18 protein-coding genes and 1 pseudogene are annotated in these 18,386 nt (G+C 39.2%); 11 read left to right on the top strand and 8 right to left on the bottom strand.

All coding sequences use genetic code 11. The annotated features are described in order from the left end of the window. Positions 1–55: 55 nt before the first annotated feature. Entirely contained in the window at positions 56–1,153 is a 1,098-nt protein-coding gene (locus tag AC0QT4_RS01055) for a carboxynorspermidine decarboxylase (RefSeq protein WP_473199859.1), read from the bottom strand. Between the two features lie 155 nt (positions 1,154–1,308). Here AC0QT4_RS01055 and AC0QT4_RS01050 point away from each other — a divergent pair, with 155 nt between their 5' ends. The 7 genes from AC0QT4_RS01050 to mnhG all read left to right on the top strand — a co-directional run bounded on the left by AC0QT4_RS01050 (position 1,309) and on the right by mnhG (position 8,030). Beyond that, positions 1,309–1,758, top strand: coding sequence for a BA14K family protein (locus AC0QT4_RS01050; RefSeq protein ID WP_473199858.1), 450 nt, complete (start codon positions 1,309–1,311; stop codon positions 1,756–1,758). Positions 1,759–1,996: 238 nt separating this feature from the next. After that, entirely contained in the window at positions 1,997–4,918 is a 2,922-nt protein-coding gene (locus tag AC0QT4_RS01045; protein ID WP_473199857.1) for a monovalent cation/H+ antiporter subunit A, read from the top strand. Next, positions 4,918–5,259: a Na+/H+ antiporter subunit C gene (locus tag AC0QT4_RS01040; RefSeq protein WP_473199856.1), complete on the top strand. Its 342-nt coding sequence runs from the start codon at positions 4,918–4,920 to the stop codon at positions 5,257–5,259. Before AC0QT4_RS01045 ends, AC0QT4_RS01040 begins: the two co-directional genes overlap by 1 nt. After that, positions 5,259–6,881: a monovalent cation/H+ antiporter subunit D gene (locus AC0QT4_RS01035; protein WP_473199855.1), complete on the top strand. Its 1,623-nt coding sequence runs from the start codon at positions 5,259–5,261 to the stop codon at positions 6,879–6,881. The genes AC0QT4_RS01040 and AC0QT4_RS01035 overlap by 1 nt, the downstream gene beginning before the upstream one ends. Continuing rightward, complete coding sequence (locus AC0QT4_RS01030) at positions 6,878–7,363, top strand: Na+/H+ antiporter subunit E (RefSeq protein WP_473199854.1); 486 nt, start codon at positions 6,878–6,880, stop codon at positions 7,361–7,363. Before AC0QT4_RS01035 ends, AC0QT4_RS01030 begins: the two co-directional genes overlap by 4 nt. Continuing rightward, entirely contained in the window at positions 7,360–7,641 is a 282-nt protein-coding gene (locus AC0QT4_RS01025) for a K+/H+ antiporter subunit F (RefSeq protein ID WP_473199853.1), read from the top strand. Before AC0QT4_RS01030 ends, AC0QT4_RS01025 begins: the two co-directional genes overlap by 4 nt. Next, positions 7,638–8,030, top strand: a complete 393-nt coding sequence (gene mnhG / locus AC0QT4_RS01020; RefSeq protein WP_473199852.1) for a monovalent cation/H(+) antiporter subunit G — start codon at positions 7,638–7,640, stop codon at positions 8,028–8,030. Before AC0QT4_RS01025 ends, mnhG begins: the two co-directional genes overlap by 4 nt. A 23-nt stretch (positions 8,031–8,053) precedes the next feature. Here the strand turns inward: mnhG and AC0QT4_RS01015 are convergent, their stop codons facing one another. The 4 genes and pseudogenes from AC0QT4_RS01015 to AC0QT4_RS01000 all read right to left on the bottom strand — a co-directional run bounded on the left by AC0QT4_RS01015 (position 8,054) and on the right by AC0QT4_RS01000 (position 11,011). Next, the gene (locus AC0QT4_RS01015) at positions 8,054–8,446 is read right to left on the bottom strand and encodes an MliC family protein (RefSeq protein ID WP_473199851.1); all 393 of its coding nucleotides are present in this window, start codon (positions 8,444–8,446) and stop codon (positions 8,054–8,056) included. 17 nt (positions 8,447–8,463) lie between these two features. Continuing rightward, positions 8,464–8,859, bottom strand: coding sequence for an MliC family protein (locus AC0QT4_RS01010; RefSeq protein ID WP_473199850.1), 396 nt, complete (start codon positions 8,857–8,859; stop codon positions 8,464–8,466). Between the two features lie 410 nt (positions 8,860–9,269). Beyond that, complete coding sequence (aroB, locus tag AC0QT4_RS01005) at positions 9,270–10,403, bottom strand: 3-dehydroquinate synthase (protein ID WP_473199849.1); 1,134 nt, start codon at positions 10,401–10,403, stop codon at positions 9,270–9,272. Then, positions 10,378–11,011, bottom strand: a pseudogene (locus AC0QT4_RS01000) (shikimate kinase). The gene aroB and the pseudogene AC0QT4_RS01000 overlap by 26 nt, the downstream one beginning before the upstream one ends. Positions 11,012–11,266: 255 nt before the next feature. Here AC0QT4_RS01000 and AC0QT4_RS00995 point away from each other — a divergent pair. The 3 genes from AC0QT4_RS00995 to AC0QT4_RS00985 all read left to right on the top strand — a co-directional run bounded on the left by AC0QT4_RS00995 (position 11,267) and on the right by AC0QT4_RS00985 (position 14,033). Beyond that, complete coding sequence (locus AC0QT4_RS00995; protein WP_473199848.1) at positions 11,267–12,205, top strand: site-specific tyrosine recombinase XerD; 939 nt, start codon at positions 11,267–11,269, stop codon at positions 12,203–12,205. Between the two features lie 79 nt (positions 12,206–12,284). Beyond that, positions 12,285–13,241: an acetyl-CoA carboxylase carboxyltransferase subunit alpha gene (locus AC0QT4_RS00990; RefSeq protein ID WP_473200021.1), complete on the top strand. Its 957-nt coding sequence runs from the start codon at positions 12,285–12,287 to the stop codon at positions 13,239–13,241. 36 nt (positions 13,242–13,277) lie between these two features. Beyond that, the gene (locus AC0QT4_RS00985) at positions 13,278–14,033 is read left to right on the top strand and encodes a L,D-transpeptidase family protein (RefSeq protein WP_473199847.1); all 756 of its coding nucleotides are present in this window, start codon (positions 13,278–13,280) and stop codon (positions 14,031–14,033) included. 155 nt (positions 14,034–14,188) lie between these two features. On the opposite strand, the gene AC0QT4_RS00980 is transcribed toward AC0QT4_RS00985, so the two are convergent. The 3 genes from AC0QT4_RS00980 to AC0QT4_RS00970 all read right to left on the bottom strand — a co-directional run bounded on the left by AC0QT4_RS00980 (position 14,189) and on the right by AC0QT4_RS00970 (position 17,247). Beyond that, complete coding sequence (locus AC0QT4_RS00980; RefSeq protein WP_473199846.1) at positions 14,189–15,250, bottom strand: CobW family GTP-binding protein; 1,062 nt, start codon at positions 15,248–15,250, stop codon at positions 14,189–14,191. A gap of 2 nt (positions 15,251–15,252) precedes the next feature. Next, a complete protein-coding gene (locus tag AC0QT4_RS00975; protein WP_473199845.1) occupies positions 15,253–16,359 on the bottom strand; it encodes a D-alanyl-D-alanine carboxypeptidase family protein in 1,107 nt (368 codons plus the stop codon). A gap of 93 nt (positions 16,360–16,452) precedes the next feature. Continuing rightward, positions 16,453–17,247 (bottom strand): lysophospholipid acyltransferase family protein, encoded by a 795-nt coding sequence (locus AC0QT4_RS00970; protein ID WP_473199844.1) that lies wholly within the window; start codon positions 17,245–17,247, stop codon positions 16,453–16,455. Between the two features lie 129 nt (positions 17,248–17,376). Between AC0QT4_RS00970 and thiD the strand changes: the two genes are divergently transcribed. Beyond that, the gene (gene thiD / locus AC0QT4_RS00965; RefSeq protein ID WP_473199843.1) at positions 17,377–18,240 is read left to right on the top strand and encodes a bifunctional hydroxymethylpyrimidine kinase/phosphomethylpyrimidine kinase; all 864 of its coding nucleotides are present in this window, start codon (positions 17,377–17,379) and stop codon (positions 18,238–18,240) included. Positions 18,241–18,386 lie beyond the last annotated feature (146 nt).

Genomic DNA, 18,386 nt, shown 5'->3' with positions numbered 1-18,386 from the left:
GTGGGTTTATCTCCTTTTTAATACCGTTCTACACCGTTTTTTATACGGTTATTTTTTATGAAAGACTTTCCTGATAGTCACTGTAGCTAAATTGGCGTTGAAGCGTTAGTGTACCATCAAATTCTTTTATAACAATGGCAGGCATTGCAACGCCATTAAACCAATTCTTCTTAACCATTGTATAGCCTGCTGTATCTTGAAAGGATAATCTGTCACCTATTTTAAGGGGTTCAGGGAAACGAAATGTTCCAAAAATATCACCAGCAAGACAAGATTTTCCGCAAACCATAATTTCGTGTGGTCCTTGATTTGGTTCTAACTTAGCATTTTCACGATAAATTAAAAGATCGAGCATGTGCGCTTCAATGGAGCTATCAACGATAGCAAGTTTTTTTTCATTATATAATGTATCAAGAACACTTACTTCTAGAGTGGTGCTTTTGGTTATAGCGGCTTCTCCTGGTTCTAGAAAAATGGTGACACCATAGGTTTTTGAGAAATTTTTTAAGCGTTTTGCAAAAGTTTCTAGAGGATAATTTTCAGCGGTAAAATGAATTCCACCGCCAAGACTTATCCAATCAACTGCAGCGAAAAGTTCTGAAAACTTTTCTTCCATGTGATTCAGCATTTGATTAAAAAGATTAAAATCAGCATTTTCGCAATTGTTGTGGATCATTAAGCCATTGATGAGAGGGAGAACTTCTTTTATAGCGCTTTTATTCGTTTCTCCTAAGCGACTAAAAGGGCGAGAGGGGTTGGCAAGATCAAAATTGGATGCACTGATTCCTGGATTTAACCTTAGTCCTCGCTGAATCGTTTTTGTTGCATCAGAAAAACGTTGAAGTTGTTGGATAGAATTAAAAATAATTTTGTCTGCGTAACCACATGCTTCATCAATTTCATGATCTGCCCAAGCAACCGAATAGGCATGGGTTTCCTTGCCGAATTTCTCTCTTCCCAAACGCAGCTCATAAAGGGATGATGATGTGGTTCCATCCATGAACTCAGACATTAAATCAAAAACACTCCATGTAGCAAAACATTTCAAAGCAAGGAGAACTTTTGCGCCAGACATTTCGCGTAAGCAAGCAATAGTTTTCATATTTTTTATGAGTTCAGATTTATTTATAAGATAATAGGGAGTTCTTATCATTGTTTATCCATTCTCTTTTGAAGGATCTTATTGCAAAGTTCAACGTTTAATACAAAGAGCAACAGAATGTCTCAAAAAAAAGAACTTGTTTCTTTCTTACATTAAAAAAACTTTCTGTCACTGCATTTTAATTTTGTAATGTTGAGATTTGCGTTATGTATATGAAAAAAAAATTATATTATATTTGGAGTCTTGTATTTATTGGTGTTTTTTTCATTGTGACAACCAATATTGTTAATTTAATGCAAAATAAGAGTAACGTTGAAGCTAAAGCCATTCATCAGGCTTTTGTTCCAGAGAGTGTAGTGCCTTTGACTTTTACAGGGCGTAGAGAACTTAACGGCTTTAAAGGGTATCATAACTATCGACGTGGTTATCGTAAGTATAAAGACAATTGGTGGTATCCTGAAGCAGCTTTTGTTGCGTTATCACATTTAAACACAAAACCTACATTATTAAAAGCTGTATCAGAAGCAAAAAAGTTGCCTCAACAACATATCGAATCTTGTCGTGCACGTTATCGTTCTTATAATAAAGATGATAATAGTTACCAACCTTTTCATGGAGCTCGTAAGCAGTGTCTTTCACGCTTTTTTAAAGGGTAGCAATTGTTAAATGTGAAAAATCTCTCTTGAGCCTTATCATGCTTGTTGTTGCTCTTAAAATAAAAGAGCAAGTTGTATGATATGGAGCTTTTTTTCACGCAACAGTTGTTTTTTGAAAAATTTAAATACCTTTAAGTTTTATTAAAGCTTATTATCATAAGTCTGGGATGAGGGGGGTAACAGTGTAGTTTTTATTTTGTTGACAACAAAATATTAAGAGAAAAATGGAGTCTAAAGAATGACAACATGGGAAGCAATGTTGATATTGCTCGTTTTGCTTCCCTTTTGTGGAAGTGTTGTTATCGGTTTTTTTCGTTCGACAGCAAAAAACAATGAAGCGTGGTTTGCCGGTGTCATTGCACTTTTCAGTCTTCTTTTTACAATAATGCTTTATCCAGCGGTTCGTGGAAATCGCGTGGTGCGTTTAGATATTGCTTGGCTACCAGAATGGGGCGTTAATTTGATCCTCCGTATGGATGGTTTGTCTTGGCTTTTTTGCTTACTCATCACAGGAATTGGACTGCTCGTTGTTGTCTATGCACGTTACTATATGGATTCGGCGGATTCTGTACCGCGGTTTTTTTCTTTTTTTCTTGCCTTTATGGGATCAATGACAGGAATAGTCTTGTCAGGAAATCTCGTTTTTTTAGTTGTTTTTTGGGAACTCACCAGTATTTTTTCTTTTTTGTTGATCGGTTATTGGTACCATAATGCAAGTGCGCGTGAAGGGGCGCGGATGGCTTTAACAATCACAGGTTTTGGTGGTTTTGCTCTTTTTATTGGGATTTTATTGATTGGACACATCGTTGGCAGTTTTGATTTGGATAAGGTATTACAGTCTGGTGATATGATTCGGTCAAATCCTCTCTATAATGCTGTACTTATTTGTATTTTATTGGGGGGATTAACAAAAAGTGCACAATTTCCTTTTCATTTTTGGTTGCCCAATGCAATGGCTGCTCCGACACCCGTATCCTCTTATCTCCATTCAGCAACGATGGTGAAAGCAGGATTGTTTTTGCTTGTTCGTTTATGGCCCGTGCTCTCTGGAACAGAAACTTGGTTTTGGCTGGTTGGCTTTTCAGGTCTCTTGACGCTGTTGCTTGGGGCCTATTTTTCCATGTTTCAGCAAGATTTAAAAGGGCTTCTTGCTTATTCAACCATTAGTCATCTTGGATTGATTACGACCCTTTTAAGCCTTGGTAGCCCACTTTCATGTGTTGCGGCAATTTTTCATATGGCCAATCATGCTACTTTTAAAGCTTCTTTATTTATGGCTGCTGGCATTATTGATCACGAAACGGGAACACGTGATATGCGTAAGCTGACAGGGCTTTATCGTTCGATGCCTATTACAGCAACTCTTGCTTTCGTTGCGAGTGCAGCGATGGCCGGAGTTCCTTTGTTGAATGGCTTTTTATCGAAAGAGATGTTTTTCGCTGAAGCCGTTGAAACGCATATGGAATCATGGCTCGATTGGATTGCACCTTATGTAGCAACGCTGGCAAGCTTGTTTAGTGTGACTTATTCTATACGCTTTATTCATGGTGTCTTTTTAGGACCAAAGCCTATCGATTTACCTAAAACACCCCATGAACCACCGCATTTTATGCGTTTACCAATGGAACTTTTAGTTTTTATTTGTTTAGCCGTTGGTATTTTTCCTAATATAACAATAGGTCCCATTTTGGATAATGCTGTTATGTCTGTTTTAGGACCAATGACAGTTCCTTATAGTTTAGCTGTTTGGCATGGAGTTAATACCCCATTAATGATGAGTTTAGTGGCTTTATTAGGGGGTGGATTGCTCTATGCTGTCGGGCACCGTTATTTTTTATCTTGTGATGATGGGGCTCCTTTCTTTCGTCATTTGAATGGACCGCGTATTTTTGAACGCATTCTCGTGATTATTTCATGGAAATGGGCGCGTTTTGTGGAATCTGTTTTGTCAACACGTCGTTTGCAAATACAGTTGCACTGGATTTTTTTGGTGTGTTTTGTCTTTGTTGGTCTTTTACTCCGGTTTGATGGTTTAATCCCAGCGGGTGCGTTGCCGCTTTTTCCGCTTGATATTCCTTTTCTTGCTCTTTGGTTGGTCGGTGGATTGTGTGCGCTTTTGGTTGCTTGGCAAGCAAAGTTTCATCGCCTTGCCTCATTGATGCTTTTGGGGGGAGCCGGCTTGATGACATGCGCAACATTTTTATGGCTTTCTGCTCCTGATTTGGCAATAACACAATTGGTTGTTGAAGTGGTGACAACTGTTCTATTATTGCTTGGTTTGCGCTGGTTGCCTAAGCGTTTGTATAATCCTGCTCCGACTCCTGTTCGTTTTTTTGTGCGTTTGCGTCGTGTTCGTGATTTCTTTATAGCTCTTTTGGGAGGCGCTGGAGTCGCTTGGCTTTCCTTTGCGATGATGACACGTCCTCAAGGGACAACAATTTCCGATTTTTTTCTGAAAAATGCTTATTCTGGTGCTGGTGGTCGTAATGTCGTAAATGTCTTATTGGTTGATTTCCGTAGTTTTGATACCATGGGAGAAATTGTCGTTTTGGGTGTTGTTTCACTCACTGTTTTTGCTCTTTTACGACGGTTTCGTCCTGCTCCTGAAAGTATTGATGCGCCGTTTCAACAACGTATTCAGAAAGCTTTTGATATGGAACAACCTGATAGAAATGTAGGGGATACAGTCGTGAATTATTTAACTGTTCCTGTTGTCATTATGAGTTGGCTCTTTTCAGTTATTATCGCTTTTTCGATTTATTTATTTATGCGGGGGCATGATCTTCCAGGAGGGGGATTTGTCGGTGGTGTGACCTTAGCAATAGGCTTTATTTTGCAATATCTTGCCCGTGATATTCGTTGGGTGGAAACCCGTTTGAGGGTTTTACCTTTGCGGTGGATGGGGTTTGGCTTACTGTTGTCAGCGGCAACGGGAGTAGGGGCTTTGTTCGTTGGCTATCCCTTTTTAACCTCCTTTTTTCAATATAAGTATTTTCCATTGATTGGAAAGATTCCTCTGGCATCTGCTTTTTTGTTTGATTTTGGTGTGTTTTCTCTCGTGCTAGGTGCAACTGTTCTCATTTTAATTGCCCTTGCACACCAGTCAATTCGTAGTTACCGAATCGGTAAAAAACCACTTTTGAAGGAGAAGGAGAATTAATGGAAATTGTTCTTTCTTTGAGCATCGGTATTCTTGTTGGATCAGGTATTTGGCTTATTTTACGTCCACGAACTTTTCAGGTCATTCTTGGTTTGTCTTTGATTTCCTACGGTGTTAATCTTTTTATGTTTTCAGTAAGTAGACCGCGGAGCAATGCTGCTCCTATCGTTGATCCTTCTATGGTGATTAATCCAGAAAATTACGTTGATCCTCTTCCACAAGCTTTGGTTTTGACAGCAATTGTGATTGGTTTTGCAACGACAGCTTTATTTTTGGTTATTCTTCTGGTTTCACGCGGATTAACAGGTTCAGATCACGTTGATGGACGTGAGGTACAGTGATGCACTTTTGCGTACAGCATCTTCTTATTTTGCCTATTCTTTTACCGTTAAGTATCGGAGCAGTCCTTCTTTTTTATGATGAACGCTATTCAAAATTTAAATCATTCGTAAGTCTTTTTTCTGCGGGATTATTGGTTGTTGTTGCTGTTTTATTGGTTGTACGTGCTCTCGAAGTTGCGCCGGTTTCAGATGTTTATCGACTAGGCAATTGGCCTTCTCCTTTTGGAATTGTTTTGGTCCTTGATCGTTTAAGCGCTATGATGCTTTTACTTTCCAGTTTGTTAATGACTTGCGCGTTGGTTTTTGCACAGGCTTATTGGTATAAAGCTGGTCCTCATTTTCAGTCGTTCATGCAATTTTTCATGGTTGGAATAAATGGCGCTTTTTTGACAGGTGATTTGTTCAATTTATTTGTATTTTTTGAAGTGATGTTAACAGCTTCTTATGGTCTTGCCTTGCATGGTTCTGGTCAATTACGCGTGCGTGCGGGGTTGCATTATGTTGCCGTTAATCTTGTTGCTTCGCTGTTTTTTTTAGTTGGGACGGCACTCATTTATGGAGTCGTTGGTACCCTTAATATGGCCGATTTGGCTGTAAAAATGAAAGATATAGCGTCTAGTGATATTGTTTTATTCGAAATAGGTGCTGCGCTTTTGGGAATCACCTTTTTGCTCAAAGCTGGTATGTGGCCTCTTAATTTTTGGTTGATGCCTACTTACAGTGCCGCAGCAGCGCCTGTTGGGGCTGCTTTTGCGCTTTTGAGTAAGGTGGGTATTTATATTATTTTACGTTTAACATTGCTATGGTTTGGTCCTGAAAGTGGATATTTTAGCAATTTTGGTCATACGATTTTGTTTTATGGTGGACTTGCCACTATGGCTTTCGGTTTTATTGGGACATTGGCTAGCCAAGTTTTGGTGCGTTTAGCAGCTTATAGCGTTCTTGTCTCTTCCGGTACATTATTGACGGCAATTGGGATTGGCAACACAGAATTGATAGCAGGTGTACTCTTTTATATTGTTTCTTCAACGTTAGCTCTTGGTGCTTTTTTTCTTCTCGTAGAGCTTGTTGAACGCTGTCAAGATGTAGCTGCCAATGTTTTGACTGTCACAATGGAAGTGTATGGTGATGATGAAGAGGAGGAGGAAGATGAAATTGGTACTTATTTGCCGGTAACTTTGGCAATTCTTGGGGCTTGTTTTGGTATTTGTGCTGTTTTAATTATTGGCTTGCCACCTTTTTCAGGTTTTGTTGCTAAATTTATGATGTTCACGGCAATATTAAACCACACTAAGGAAGATTTATCTGCTTCTTTACCGGTTTATTATGATTGGATTTTTGTAATTTTTGTTACCCTCTCTGGTTTTGCGGCTCTGATTGCTCTAACACGTGCAGGTATCCGGACTTTTTGGGTTTCTCTTGAAGGAAGGGTTCCGCGTGTACAGGTGATTGAATTTGCACCTATTGCTGTTCTTCTTGCTTTGTGTTTTCTTATAACCATTGTCGCTGGCCCTGTTAGTCATTATATGTCTGAAACAGCTAAAGTTTTATATCATCCTCAAAATTATATTGGCAGCGTTTTAGATGATTTTTCTCTTGAAAAGGCGGAGATGAATCGGTGAATTCTTTTTGTCCTTTCCCTTTTTTCAGTGTAGCAATTGTGTTTATGTGGTTGACCTTAAACGGTTTTAGTTTAGGACAATTGCTTTTAGGGATTATAATTGCTTTGTTTAGTGGTTGGATGATGCGGTTTCTTGAACCCGAAAAGATCACTATCAAGAGTTGGCGTGCAGTTTTTCGTCTGATTTTTCGCGTATTTATTGATTCTATAACTTCAAATATCTCAGTAGCTTGTTTGGTTTTTACAAAAAGGTATCGAAAACAGCAATCTCGTTTTGTTGTGGTGCCTCTTTTGCTTGAGAGTCATACAGCTTTAGCTATTTTAGCATGTATCCTTGCGGTAACGCCAGGTACTGTTTGGATTGCTTATAATAGAAAAAATAGTGAACTTTTGCTCCATGTCTTAAATTTTAAGAATGGATATGATTACCAACAGTTGATCAAACAACGATATGAACAATTGCTTTTGGAGATTTTTTCATGAGTATGGTTATCCTTTATTGGGGAATTTTCCTTTCACAGTTTTTTTTGAGTTTAGCGATGATTCTCGCCTTATTTCGGTTGATTCGTGGCCCTCGGGCGCAAGATCGTATTGTTGGTTTGGATGTTCTTTATATAAATACAATTCTTTTGTTTCTTACATTCGATATCCGTTCAGGAACAACAATTTATTTTGTAGCAGCTCTTATTCTTGGGCTTTTAGGGCCTGTATCGAGTATCGCTTTAGCAAAATTTCTTATGCGTGGGGAGATTATTGAATGAAAGATGATATATCACTTGTGGTTGCTATTACTATTACAGTCTTTTTAATAGTGGGATCTGCTCTTACACTCATTGGAGCGATAGGATTGGTACGTTTTTCCAGTTTTTATGAACGCTTGCATATGCCTTCCTTGAGTACAAGTTGGGGCGCTGGGAGTATTCTCATTTCTTCTTTTCTTTATTCAATATTTGTAGACCATAATTTTGTGTTTCATGAACTCTTGTTGGTGACCTTTTTGTTTGTAACAATACCAGTCGCTTCTATGCTGCTGTCACAAGCAGCGGCTTACAGAAGTCATTCAGAAAACAAATCAGAAAAACCGCTGGCTCTTTTATCTCATCACATGGAAGAAAAAAACTCTACATTAGAAGAAACATCAGAAGAGTGAGAGCCAGCGTATAAGAGCCTTTTTTATTTTGTATCTTGTTCTTCTACACAGAGAAGAGGTTTTTCCTCCTTTGGATCATTAATGAGGTCATAAAATGAGGCTTCGTTTCCTTTTGTCCACCAAATATATTCAGCTCCCACATATTTTGCTCCAGAAGCGGCAATGACATTGGAAGCGATAATACGCTTTCCATTCCATTTGAGATCAACTAATGAAATCTCACCGGCATTATGGTAGGTAGCTTCAACGCGCACTTTTTTTGTTCCCATCTCGCATTGATAGGCAACAGTTTCTGTCGTTGGTTCTGGAGTGTCTGGCACTTCAATGACTAAAGAACCAGCATGGGCAGCGACTGAGCTAAACAGTGATAGATTTAAAATGGCAAAAAAACGTAAATTTAAAAAAGTTTTTTTCATAATGTTTCCTTTGTTGTTTAAAACAATAATGTTGATTCATCTTTACAATGGATGAGTTTTTTTCCTTCTGGATCATGAATAAGATCACGAAGTGTGACTTCGTTATTGTTTTCCCACCAAATATATTGTGCTCCTTCGTATTTCTTCCCTGTATCTGCGATTACATTTGCAGCAATAACGCGATTCCCTTTCCATCTGAAATCAACCAATGAAATATTATTAACATTGAGATAGACAGCTTCAACACGTTCTTTCCTTGTTCCAGTATCACATTGATAGGCAATGGTTTGTGTTTTTGGTGCTGGAGTGTCTGGTACTTCAATGATTAAAGAGCCAGCAAATGCATTCATTGAGCTGAACGATGATAAAATTAAAGCGGCGAAAAATCCTAAAAGTTGTAGAGTTTTTTTCATAATGCTTCCCTGTATTATACGGAACGAAATAATTTGATTGATAGGATGGTGTCTACGGCAGGATTCGAACCTGCGACCCCAGGATTCATACCACTTCGATTTTCACCGCCAGCTTTACAAGGCTGTTTGTGGTCTGGACTGTCTCTTCACCTTGGAGCTTAGGCTCTTTAGGTGCTGCCCGTTCAGTCTCTACACCTTCCTTTTGTTGAAAAAAAGGCTTGGCTCGGGATTGGCATATAGTCTCCTATGAAGCTTTCCCCGAATTTGAGCAGATCCACTTTAAAAATTTCTCTTTAAGGCGCCCAATTTCTTTAGGAATCCTGTGCTCTATCCTCCTGAGCTACGCAGACATCATCATACTTATTTCTTTAATAGAAGTATAAAAACGAATCAATTATATTCAATATGAATTAACGAATTTCTGCTAATTTTTGTTCCAGAAAGGACAAAACTGCTTCCGGAGAGACATTTTTTGCAATAAATGATTGGCCAAATCCACGTGTTAGAATGAAGGTCAAGTTATTTTGCGAAACTTTTTTATCTTGAGCAAGGAGGGTCATGAGTGTTTTCGCATCGGGGAGTTCACCTGGAATATCTTTTAATTGTGTCGGTAATCCCATAGCTTTGAGGTGCGTTTCGACACGTTGTGTGAGTGTGGGGTCTATTAAATTCAGTTGAGCAGAAAATTGATGGGCTAGAACGATGCCAATTGCTACAGCTTCACCGTGGATTAAGCGGTTTTTGTCATAGGTGGTTGCTGTTTCAAGCATGTGTCCAAATGTATGGCCAAGGTTTAAGAGTGCACGTTCTTCTGTTTCATATTCATCACGGGCTACAATATCAGCTTTAAATTGGCACGAGCGGACAATGGCTTCTGTTCGTATTGGACCGTTAGAAAAGATTTTTTGCCCATTTTTTTCAAGCCACTTAAAAAAATCAGGCTGGTTAATGAGACCATATTTTACCATTTCTGCGTAGCCAGCACGAAATTCGCGCGGTGGAAGTGTATCAAGAAGACAAGTATCAGCAATAACACAGCTTGGTTGATAAAAAGTACCAATAAGATTTTTACCATATTGGCTATTGATACCTGTTTTTCCACCAACGGAAGAGTCAATTTGTGCAAGGAGAGTTGTAGGCATTTGAATGAAATTCATACCACGGCGTATAATGCTTGCGGCAAATCCTGCTAGGTCGCCAATGACGCCTCCACCAAAAGCAAGAACATAGTCACCTCGCTCTAAACGTGCAGAAAGAATTTTATCGATAACAGTTTGTAGAGTTGAAAATGATTTTGATTGTTCTCCTGCTTCTATGATAATTGGGACAGTATGGATTTCGTTCTTTGTTAATTCTGCCTGTAACTTAGCCAAATGGAGAGATGCAACATTTGTATCTGTAACAATGGCTAAACGTATTTCATGAGAACTTTTTGGGTGAAGAGAACGTTTAATGTGTGAAGCAGCTTGTGTAATCAGATCCGGACCAATGATGATATTGTAACAGCGTTTGTCCAGTTTAACAGTGACGGTCTTGGTTTGCATGTTTGTTATCCCCTATCGTTATTTTCTGTATTAAAGTAATGTTCTACAGACCGTATGACATTTTTTGCTACGGTATGGCGGCTTTCTTTATGACTGTTAATTGTTAAGTTTGCTTTTGCATAGATAGGATAACGCTGTTCCATGAGTTTTTGCATGGTTTCTTGAGGATTTGCGGTTTGAAGGAGTGGGCGCGTTGGGCGCTTTGCTACACGTTGCATGAGGATATTGAGATCGACTTTGAGCCAGATAGATATCCCATTTTTATGTATGGCTTTTCGAATATTTTCATTAATGTAGGCCCCGCCGCCTGTTGCTAAAACAAGGGGACTTTTTTTTATAATGTTTAAAATAACCCGCTGTTCAAGAGCCCGAAATTCGGGTTCACCATAAATTTTAAAAAGTTCCGTGATGGTCATTTTTGAAGCTTTTTCAATTTCCTCGTCCGAATCATAAAAGGGTAAATGAAGCATGGTGGCGACGCGTTTTCCGATGACTGATTTCCCTGCACCCATCAGACCAATAAAGACAAGTGCGCGGTTATTAAGAGAGGATAAAAGTTGTTTTTTTATCTGTGTCATCGGGATATGTTGAGAACGATTATTTTTCATAACGTATTTCGATATTTATCTGCTTTAAAGTCAATTCCTGTTAATCTTTGTGAGACATAATCAGAGGATAGAGTAGTTTAGGGTAGTTTATTGTTTTATGCCAACATTGACTAGATTTTTAATGATTCTTTTCATTTTATTTGCTGTTTTTCTCGGTATAATGGTGACTCTCGTCGTTTTGGTGGAGCCGGTGACGGTGGATATATCTATCGATGTTCCTTTGGATTCAGCAAACCTTTCTTCGAAAGCGAATCAATGAAAAGTGGTATTGTGATAGATCGTTTTCTTGAGATGATGAGTGCTGAGCGAGGCGCTGCTACTCATACGCTTGCGGCTTATCAGCATGATTTGCAGTGGGCACAAGAAACATTGTCTTCACGTTCTGCTTCGCTTTTTTCAGCAAAAAAAGAAGATTTAATTGGTCTTTTATCTCTTATGCACACTCTTGGTTTTACAGCGTCTTCGCAAGCGCGTCGTTTATCGACTTTACGTCAGTTCTACCAATTTCTTTATGCAGAAGGGTTAAGAGCAGAGGATCCCTCTTATGATATTGATGCCCCTTGTCAAGGGCGCTCTTTGCCAAAAACTATCAGTGAAGGTGCAGTGACAAAATTGCTTGATTTAGCACAATTGGAAGTGGAACAAGCAGATTATGGGTCAAAAGATCATTTTCGTGCCCTGCGCCTTCAGTTGGTCATTGAAATGCTTTATGCGACGGGGCTACGTATTAGTGAGTTGGTAAGTCTTCCGGTGCAGGCTGTTCGAGGGGAGGAACGTAGTATTTTGGTTCATGGTAAGGGCAAAAAAGAGCGAATGGTCCTTTTATCAAAGAAGGCATGCCAAGTTCTTTCGCAATGGTTGGATTTGCGTGATCAGGGAAAGGATGCAGTAAGTCCTTATCTTTTTCCTGCTCATTCAGAGACAGGATATATTGCTCGACAAGTTGTTGCACGGGAGTTGAAAAATCTTGCAAGCAGATCAGGAATAGAAAGTCGTCACTTTTCTCCTCATGTGTTGCGCCATGCTTTTGCAAGCCATCTCTTGCAAAATGGTGCGGATTTGCGTGCTGTTCAGCATTTGTTAGGTCACTCTGATATTTCTACCACTCAAATTTATACACATGTATTGGAAGAAGGTCTTTATCGTTTGGTTAATGAACATCATCCCCTTGCAGATGAGCAGAAGGCTGAGTAAAGAAAAAGGTGATGTTTTTTAAAAATACTTTATAAAACAGTTTATAAGTCTATAAATGACACAAAATAAGTTGAGTACAATGTATAATTATCTTGATTTTGAAAAACCGGTTGCTGATCTTGATGGGAAAATTCTTGAGTTAAAACAAATTTCTCAAGAAGAGGGTAGTCTTGATATGAGTGATGAGATCGCTCGTCTTGAAAAACGTTCTCAAACGGCATTGCGCGATCTCTATAAAAAGTTATCACCATGGCAAAAAACGCAAGTAGCGCGTCATCCTGATCGTCCCCATTTTATGGATTATGCTGCACGTTTGCTTAGTGATGTTACAGCTTTGGCGGGAGACCGCAAATTTGCTGAAGATGAGGCTATTCAAGCTGGATTTGCACGTTTTAAAGGTGAAGCTGTTGCCTATATAGGGCAAGAGAAAGGTCATGATACGCAAACCCGTTTGCGCTATAATTTTGGGTCTGCGCGTCCGGAAGGATATCGCAAAGCCGTACGTATTATGGAAATGGCTGATCGGTTTGGTTTGCCATTACTCACTTTTGTCGATACAGCAGGAGCTTATCCTGGTGTGAGTGCTGAAGAGCGCGGTCAGGCAGAGGCTATTGCTCAATCAACAGCTGCAACTTTGCGCCTAAAAGTGCCCGTTGTTTCGGTGGTTATTGGAGAAGGTGGTTCAGGAGGGGCGATAGCAATTGCAGCAGCCAACAAAGTTTATATGTTGGAACATGCGATTTATTCTGTTATTTCTCCAGAAGGAGCAGCTTCTATTTTATGGCGCGATCCAGCTCGTGCAAAAGATGCGGCGATGAATATGCGTATTACTGCTCAAGATTTATACCGATTAAAGATTATTGATGACATTATCCTCGAGCCTTTAGGAGGTGCACATCGCGGTAAAGAGGCCGTGATTGATGAAACGGGGAATGTAATTTCTTCTGCTTTAGAGTCTATGGCGGGAAAAGCTGGTGAAGTTCTTAAACGAGAGCGTTGGGAAAAATATCTTCAAATTGGCAGGTCTCTAGCATAAATATTTTTGTGAGGGGATAAAGTGGAGTTTTATTCGATGACATTCAACAGATTCCTCACAGTGTGTGTTTTATTTGCAATGGGAATATTGACGGCATGTGGAGGGAGATTGCCGGCATCTATTCGGGCTAAAGTGGAGCAACCACTTCCACAAGAAATCCACAATAGAATGGCTTTATACAATATCGATCCTTATGCACCGATTATGATGCGGTTTTTTAAAGAGGAAAATGTTGCTGAAATTTGGAAGCAGTCTCGTTCTGGGCCTTTTGTATTAGTGGCTCGCTATGGTATTTGCAAATGGTCGGGGCAGCTTGGACCTAAATATAAAGAAGGCGATCTTCAGACACCGGAAGGTTTTTATACCATTACGGCAAATCAAATGAACCCTTACTCAAAATATTACCTTTCCTTTAATATAGGCTTTCCAAACCTTTATGATCAAGCACATGGTCGTACAGGAAGCTATCTTATGGTTCATGGTTCTTGTTTTTCCGCAGGTTGTTACTCTATGAGTGATAAAAATATGGCGCAAATTTATGCTTTTGCACGGGATGCTTTTAGAGGGGGACAGAGAGAATTTCAGTTGCAAGCTTTGCCTTTTCGCATGACCGAAGCTAATATGGAACGCCATCGCTCTGACCCCCATTATCAATTTTGGGTAATGCTTAAAGAAGGTTATGATTTCTTTGAGGAGAATCGTACTCCCCCGACAGTTGAGGTTTATGAAAAACGTTATGTTTTTAATCGTAACACTGATAAACTTTCCGCTTCTTTAATACTGAGAAAGTAGTCTTAAATAATCGTAGATTTCTTTGCTCGTTTTGGAATGTTTTGTGATTAACGAATGGTGTGTGAGTGCTTGTGATGAGATGTGGTGAAGTGTGTTCAAAAATCCGCTCTTTCTATCCGTTAAAAATTTTCATTTATTGAAGATTAAAGGAAAAATTAAAATTTCATCCCTGGAATGACTAAGGGATTGTCTAGGAGAGCAGTTTTGTCTGCAGTATCTATTGCTGGCTTATTTAGAAAAGCATCGAAGAGTTTTTGTATCGCTTCTTTTTCAATTCCGTCTGCAATGATGACAAAACGGGTTTGTATGATACCTTGTGGCCAAGCTGAAAGTCTTATGGGCGGATGGAAAAATGTTTGTACACCGTGTAACACAAGGGGGCGATGGGGGTCATCACGCAAGGCAATAATTGCTTTGAGACGTAATAATTTGGTACCATAACGTTCTCTTAGGAGATCTAAAAAAATTTCAATAGTTTTGTAATCAATTGGCTCATCGTAGTCTAGTGAAAAAGCATGAATAGTTCTCTGATGCGTATGCTCTTGTGGTGAAAGAGTAAGCCATTGTTTAAGTTCTGAGTTTTCTTGTTTTTCATCCCATAATGTCTTACTCATTAATAGATTTGAACAGCAGTGGTCGGAATGCACATCTATGATTTGCGCTGTAGGATTTATCGTTTTGAGTGTTTCGATGAGCGTATTTGGAAGCGTTTTTTGGTCTATAAGGTCTGTTTTGGTAAGGATAATTTTATCAGCAAGGGCTAATTGTTTTTGTATTTCAGAATAACACTCAAATATGGAAGGCCTGCTTAATGCATCAAATGTTGTAAGAACAGAATCAATTGATAATGTCTGACTTAAGAGTGGTTGGCTTAAAAGAGCTTGTAAAATAGGGGCGGGGTCAGCTAGTCCTGTTGTTTCAATGATGATACGGTTGAGTGGTTTAAGATGCCCTCTATGGATGCGATCAAGCAAATCAATTAATGTATCGATAAGATCACTCCGCAAATTACAACATAAGCAACCATTTGTAAGTTCGATGATTCCTTCGGTCGCTTTTTCAACCAGAAGATGATCAATCCCCACTTCGCCGAATTCATTGATGATAACAGCACATTCAGCTAAAAGAGGATCGCGTAGCATACGATTGAGCAAAGTTGTTTTGCCAGAGCCTAAAAATCCGGTAATGAGAGTGAGAGGAATGCGCGTTGTTTTCATAATCATCGGCTGTGGTTTGCTGTCTTTGTTATAAGGCGGTTTTCTTGATTTTTATACGGGATATGAAATTTTTTAAGTGGTTTTGCTTTGCTGTTAGAGGTCTGTGGTGTACTAATAAGACGTACTGGTAAAGGAAAACTCGAAGAAGGTGAAGGTGTGATAAAAGGCGAAATGAGGATAATATTTCCTTGATCATCATAGGAGTTTGCGTGCATTTTTACGGCTTCAGGTGTGCATGTTTGTTGGCTCATATCACGTGCTTGTGTTCTTTTTGTGCCATAAGGTTTCAGTGTTGCCAATGTTGATTGGAATGATCCCTTGAGTGAAAAACCTGTCTCAAGCAGTTGTGCGGCTTTTTCTTCTCTTTCACTCACGTTATTAGATCCTAAAATAACAGCAACGATTGTGCGTTTATTGCGGGTTGCTGAGGCAACAAGATTGAAACCAGAAGCACAAATAAAGCCTGTTTTCATGCCATCTATTCCATCAAAACGACCGATGAGATTGTTTGAATTTTGTTGAATTTTGCGGTTGTTACCAAAATCAATGGCTGGAATAGAAAAATAATGGGCATATTGAGGAAATTCTCGACGAATCTGAACTGCTAAAAGAGCAATATCACGTGCTGTAGAATAATTGTATAGGTCTGGTAATCCACTTGCATTAGCAAAATGCGTTCCAAACATGCCAAGACGCCGAGCTTCAGCATTCATTTTTTTTACAAAAGCTTCTTGCGAACCAGCAACCGCTTCGCTCATGGCTATAGCCAAGTCATTGGTCGATTTAACCAGAGTAATCGTTAAGGCGGTATCAAGGGTGAGAACGGAACCAGCTTTATAGCCCGAACGGTGAGCGGGAGCTTTTGCTGCATATTCACTAATGGTGATGTGTTTCTTTGGTGAAATTTCCCCTGCTCTCATGGCGTGAAAAATGACATAAGCTGTCATTAATTTTGTTAAAGAGGCAGGATACCAACGCTCAAAAGCTTGATTATGTTGTAAAATTTGTCCAGTTGTCACGTCAACAGAGATAAAAGGTTGAGCGAGAGCAAAGGGACTCATACAACTAAAAATGAAAGCTAAAAGTAAATTATAAAAAAACTGCCGCATTAAATTTAAGTCCAATTTCTACCTATCAGTGATTTAGAACTGTTTTAATGTAGCACACAAAACTTTTGAATCCATAATAGAGGTGATAGATGGTTAATACCCTTTCAATTCTTGAAGTTTTTTTACAGCAGAGGGTGGCATAGGTGGAGGGTTAGAATCTTGTGCTGCTAATAAAAGCAATTCATCGCAAGCTCTTTCTGTTTTTTGAACAAGTTGATCTAGAAAATCACGTTTGCTTAAACCAGCTTCTATGGGAGGAAGAATGCGAACGCGGATTGTTCCAGGATAGCGGCGAAAATTGCCTCGAGGCCAATATAAACCAGCATTGTGTGCAATGGGAACGACTTGAAGTTCCAATTCATTGTAGAGAGCAACAATTCCCGATTTATAATCTGGTTCTTGACCTGGCTGTCGACGTGTCCCTTCTGGAAAAATCAAAATTTGGCGCCCTTGTTTTGCCTTTTCTTTTGCTTTTTGTATAATGGTTTTTAAGGCTTTAATGGGGGTGGTTCGGTTAATGGGGATAATTTGTGTTTTTGCCATATACCAGCCAAAAAATGGAATCCACATCAGTTCACGTTTTAGGATGAGAGTAGGGTCATCAAGAAAGGGTACAAGACCAAAGGTTTCCCATGCGGATTGATGTTTGGGAGCAATGATATAGGGGCCTTTGGGGAGATTTTCTAATCCTTCAATTTCATAGTTGGTGCCGGCAATATATTTTTGTAAAAAAAGTGTAACACGCGCCCATGTTTTAGGAACAATCCATGCTTTTTTGCGTGGCATTAAAAAATAAACAGGAGCATAAAGAATCATTTGTACAAAAGTTGTTGTATAAAAAGCAAATGTGAAAAGAAGAGAACGAAGAATAAGCACTATATTGTCCATTTTATATCTGTAAAGAGACTGTGTATATAACGTACTTTATATGAGAAAACATCTCTCTTTATGTTTTTCAAAACTCTATTTTTTCGATAATTTCTTTTCTGATATTAAAAAATATAAGGAAACGGGCTGATGAAACAGCAGGATAGCCGAAATATTCTTTTTATTCCACGAATTTTATCTATTGCGGGTACTGATCCTTCTGGTGGGGCTGGCATGCAAGCAGATTTAAAGGTGTTTTCAGCGATGAAAACCTATGGCATGAGTGTGGTTACAGCTGTTGTGGCACAAAACACGCAAGGTGTACATGCTTTTCAGGCGCTGGACGCTTCTTTTGTTGCTGACCAAATTGATTCTGTTTTTGAGGATATTCATGTCGATGCCGTTAAAATTGGTATGGTGGCAAATGCTCAGATTGCGCAGATTATCGCAGAGCGTTTAGCTTATTACAAACCCGCTTTTATTGTTTTTGATCCTGTTATGGTGGCAAAAAGTGGCGATGTTCTTTTAAAACCTGATACGATTGAAATTATGCGCGATGTTTTGGTGCCAATATCAACTTTGATTACGCCAAATTTGCCTGAAGCAGCTTTGTTGTTGGGAAGTGAAGTGCAATGGTCGTTAAACGCTCTGTATCAATATGGTCCGCAGCTTTTGACATTAGGTTGTCATGCAGTATTATTGAAGGGTGGACATTTGAGCACTCTTGCTAGAAAGAGTACGGAAAATCACGATAATTCCAGCCCAGATCTTTATTGTGATTCCAAAGATCTTTTCATGCTTGAAGCTCCTCGTGTCATAACCACTCATGATCACGGTACAGGGTGCACTCTTTCGGCTGCTATTGCCGCTTTATTGCCAACGCAGCCTTTGCTTTGTGCTGTTAAACAAGCGAAAAACTATATAAATGGAGCCTTATCTACTTCAAGCGCTTTACAAGTAGGAAAAGGGCGAGGGCCACTTCATCATTTTTATGAGTTATGGAAAAATGGATAAAGCCTTTGAGGTGAAAAATTTTTTATTCTATGGCTTGTTGAGGCATTCTGCTTTGTTTTGCAGTTATATAAAACTTGATAACGGGTTGTTGTTTGGCAATTTTATACTTATTAGCAAAAGATGAGATGAGAGAGGATACGTGATAC

This window comes from Bartonella sp. EBT8, assembly GCF_055796165.1.
This window is presented reverse-complemented; position numbering and strand designations above follow the sequence as displayed.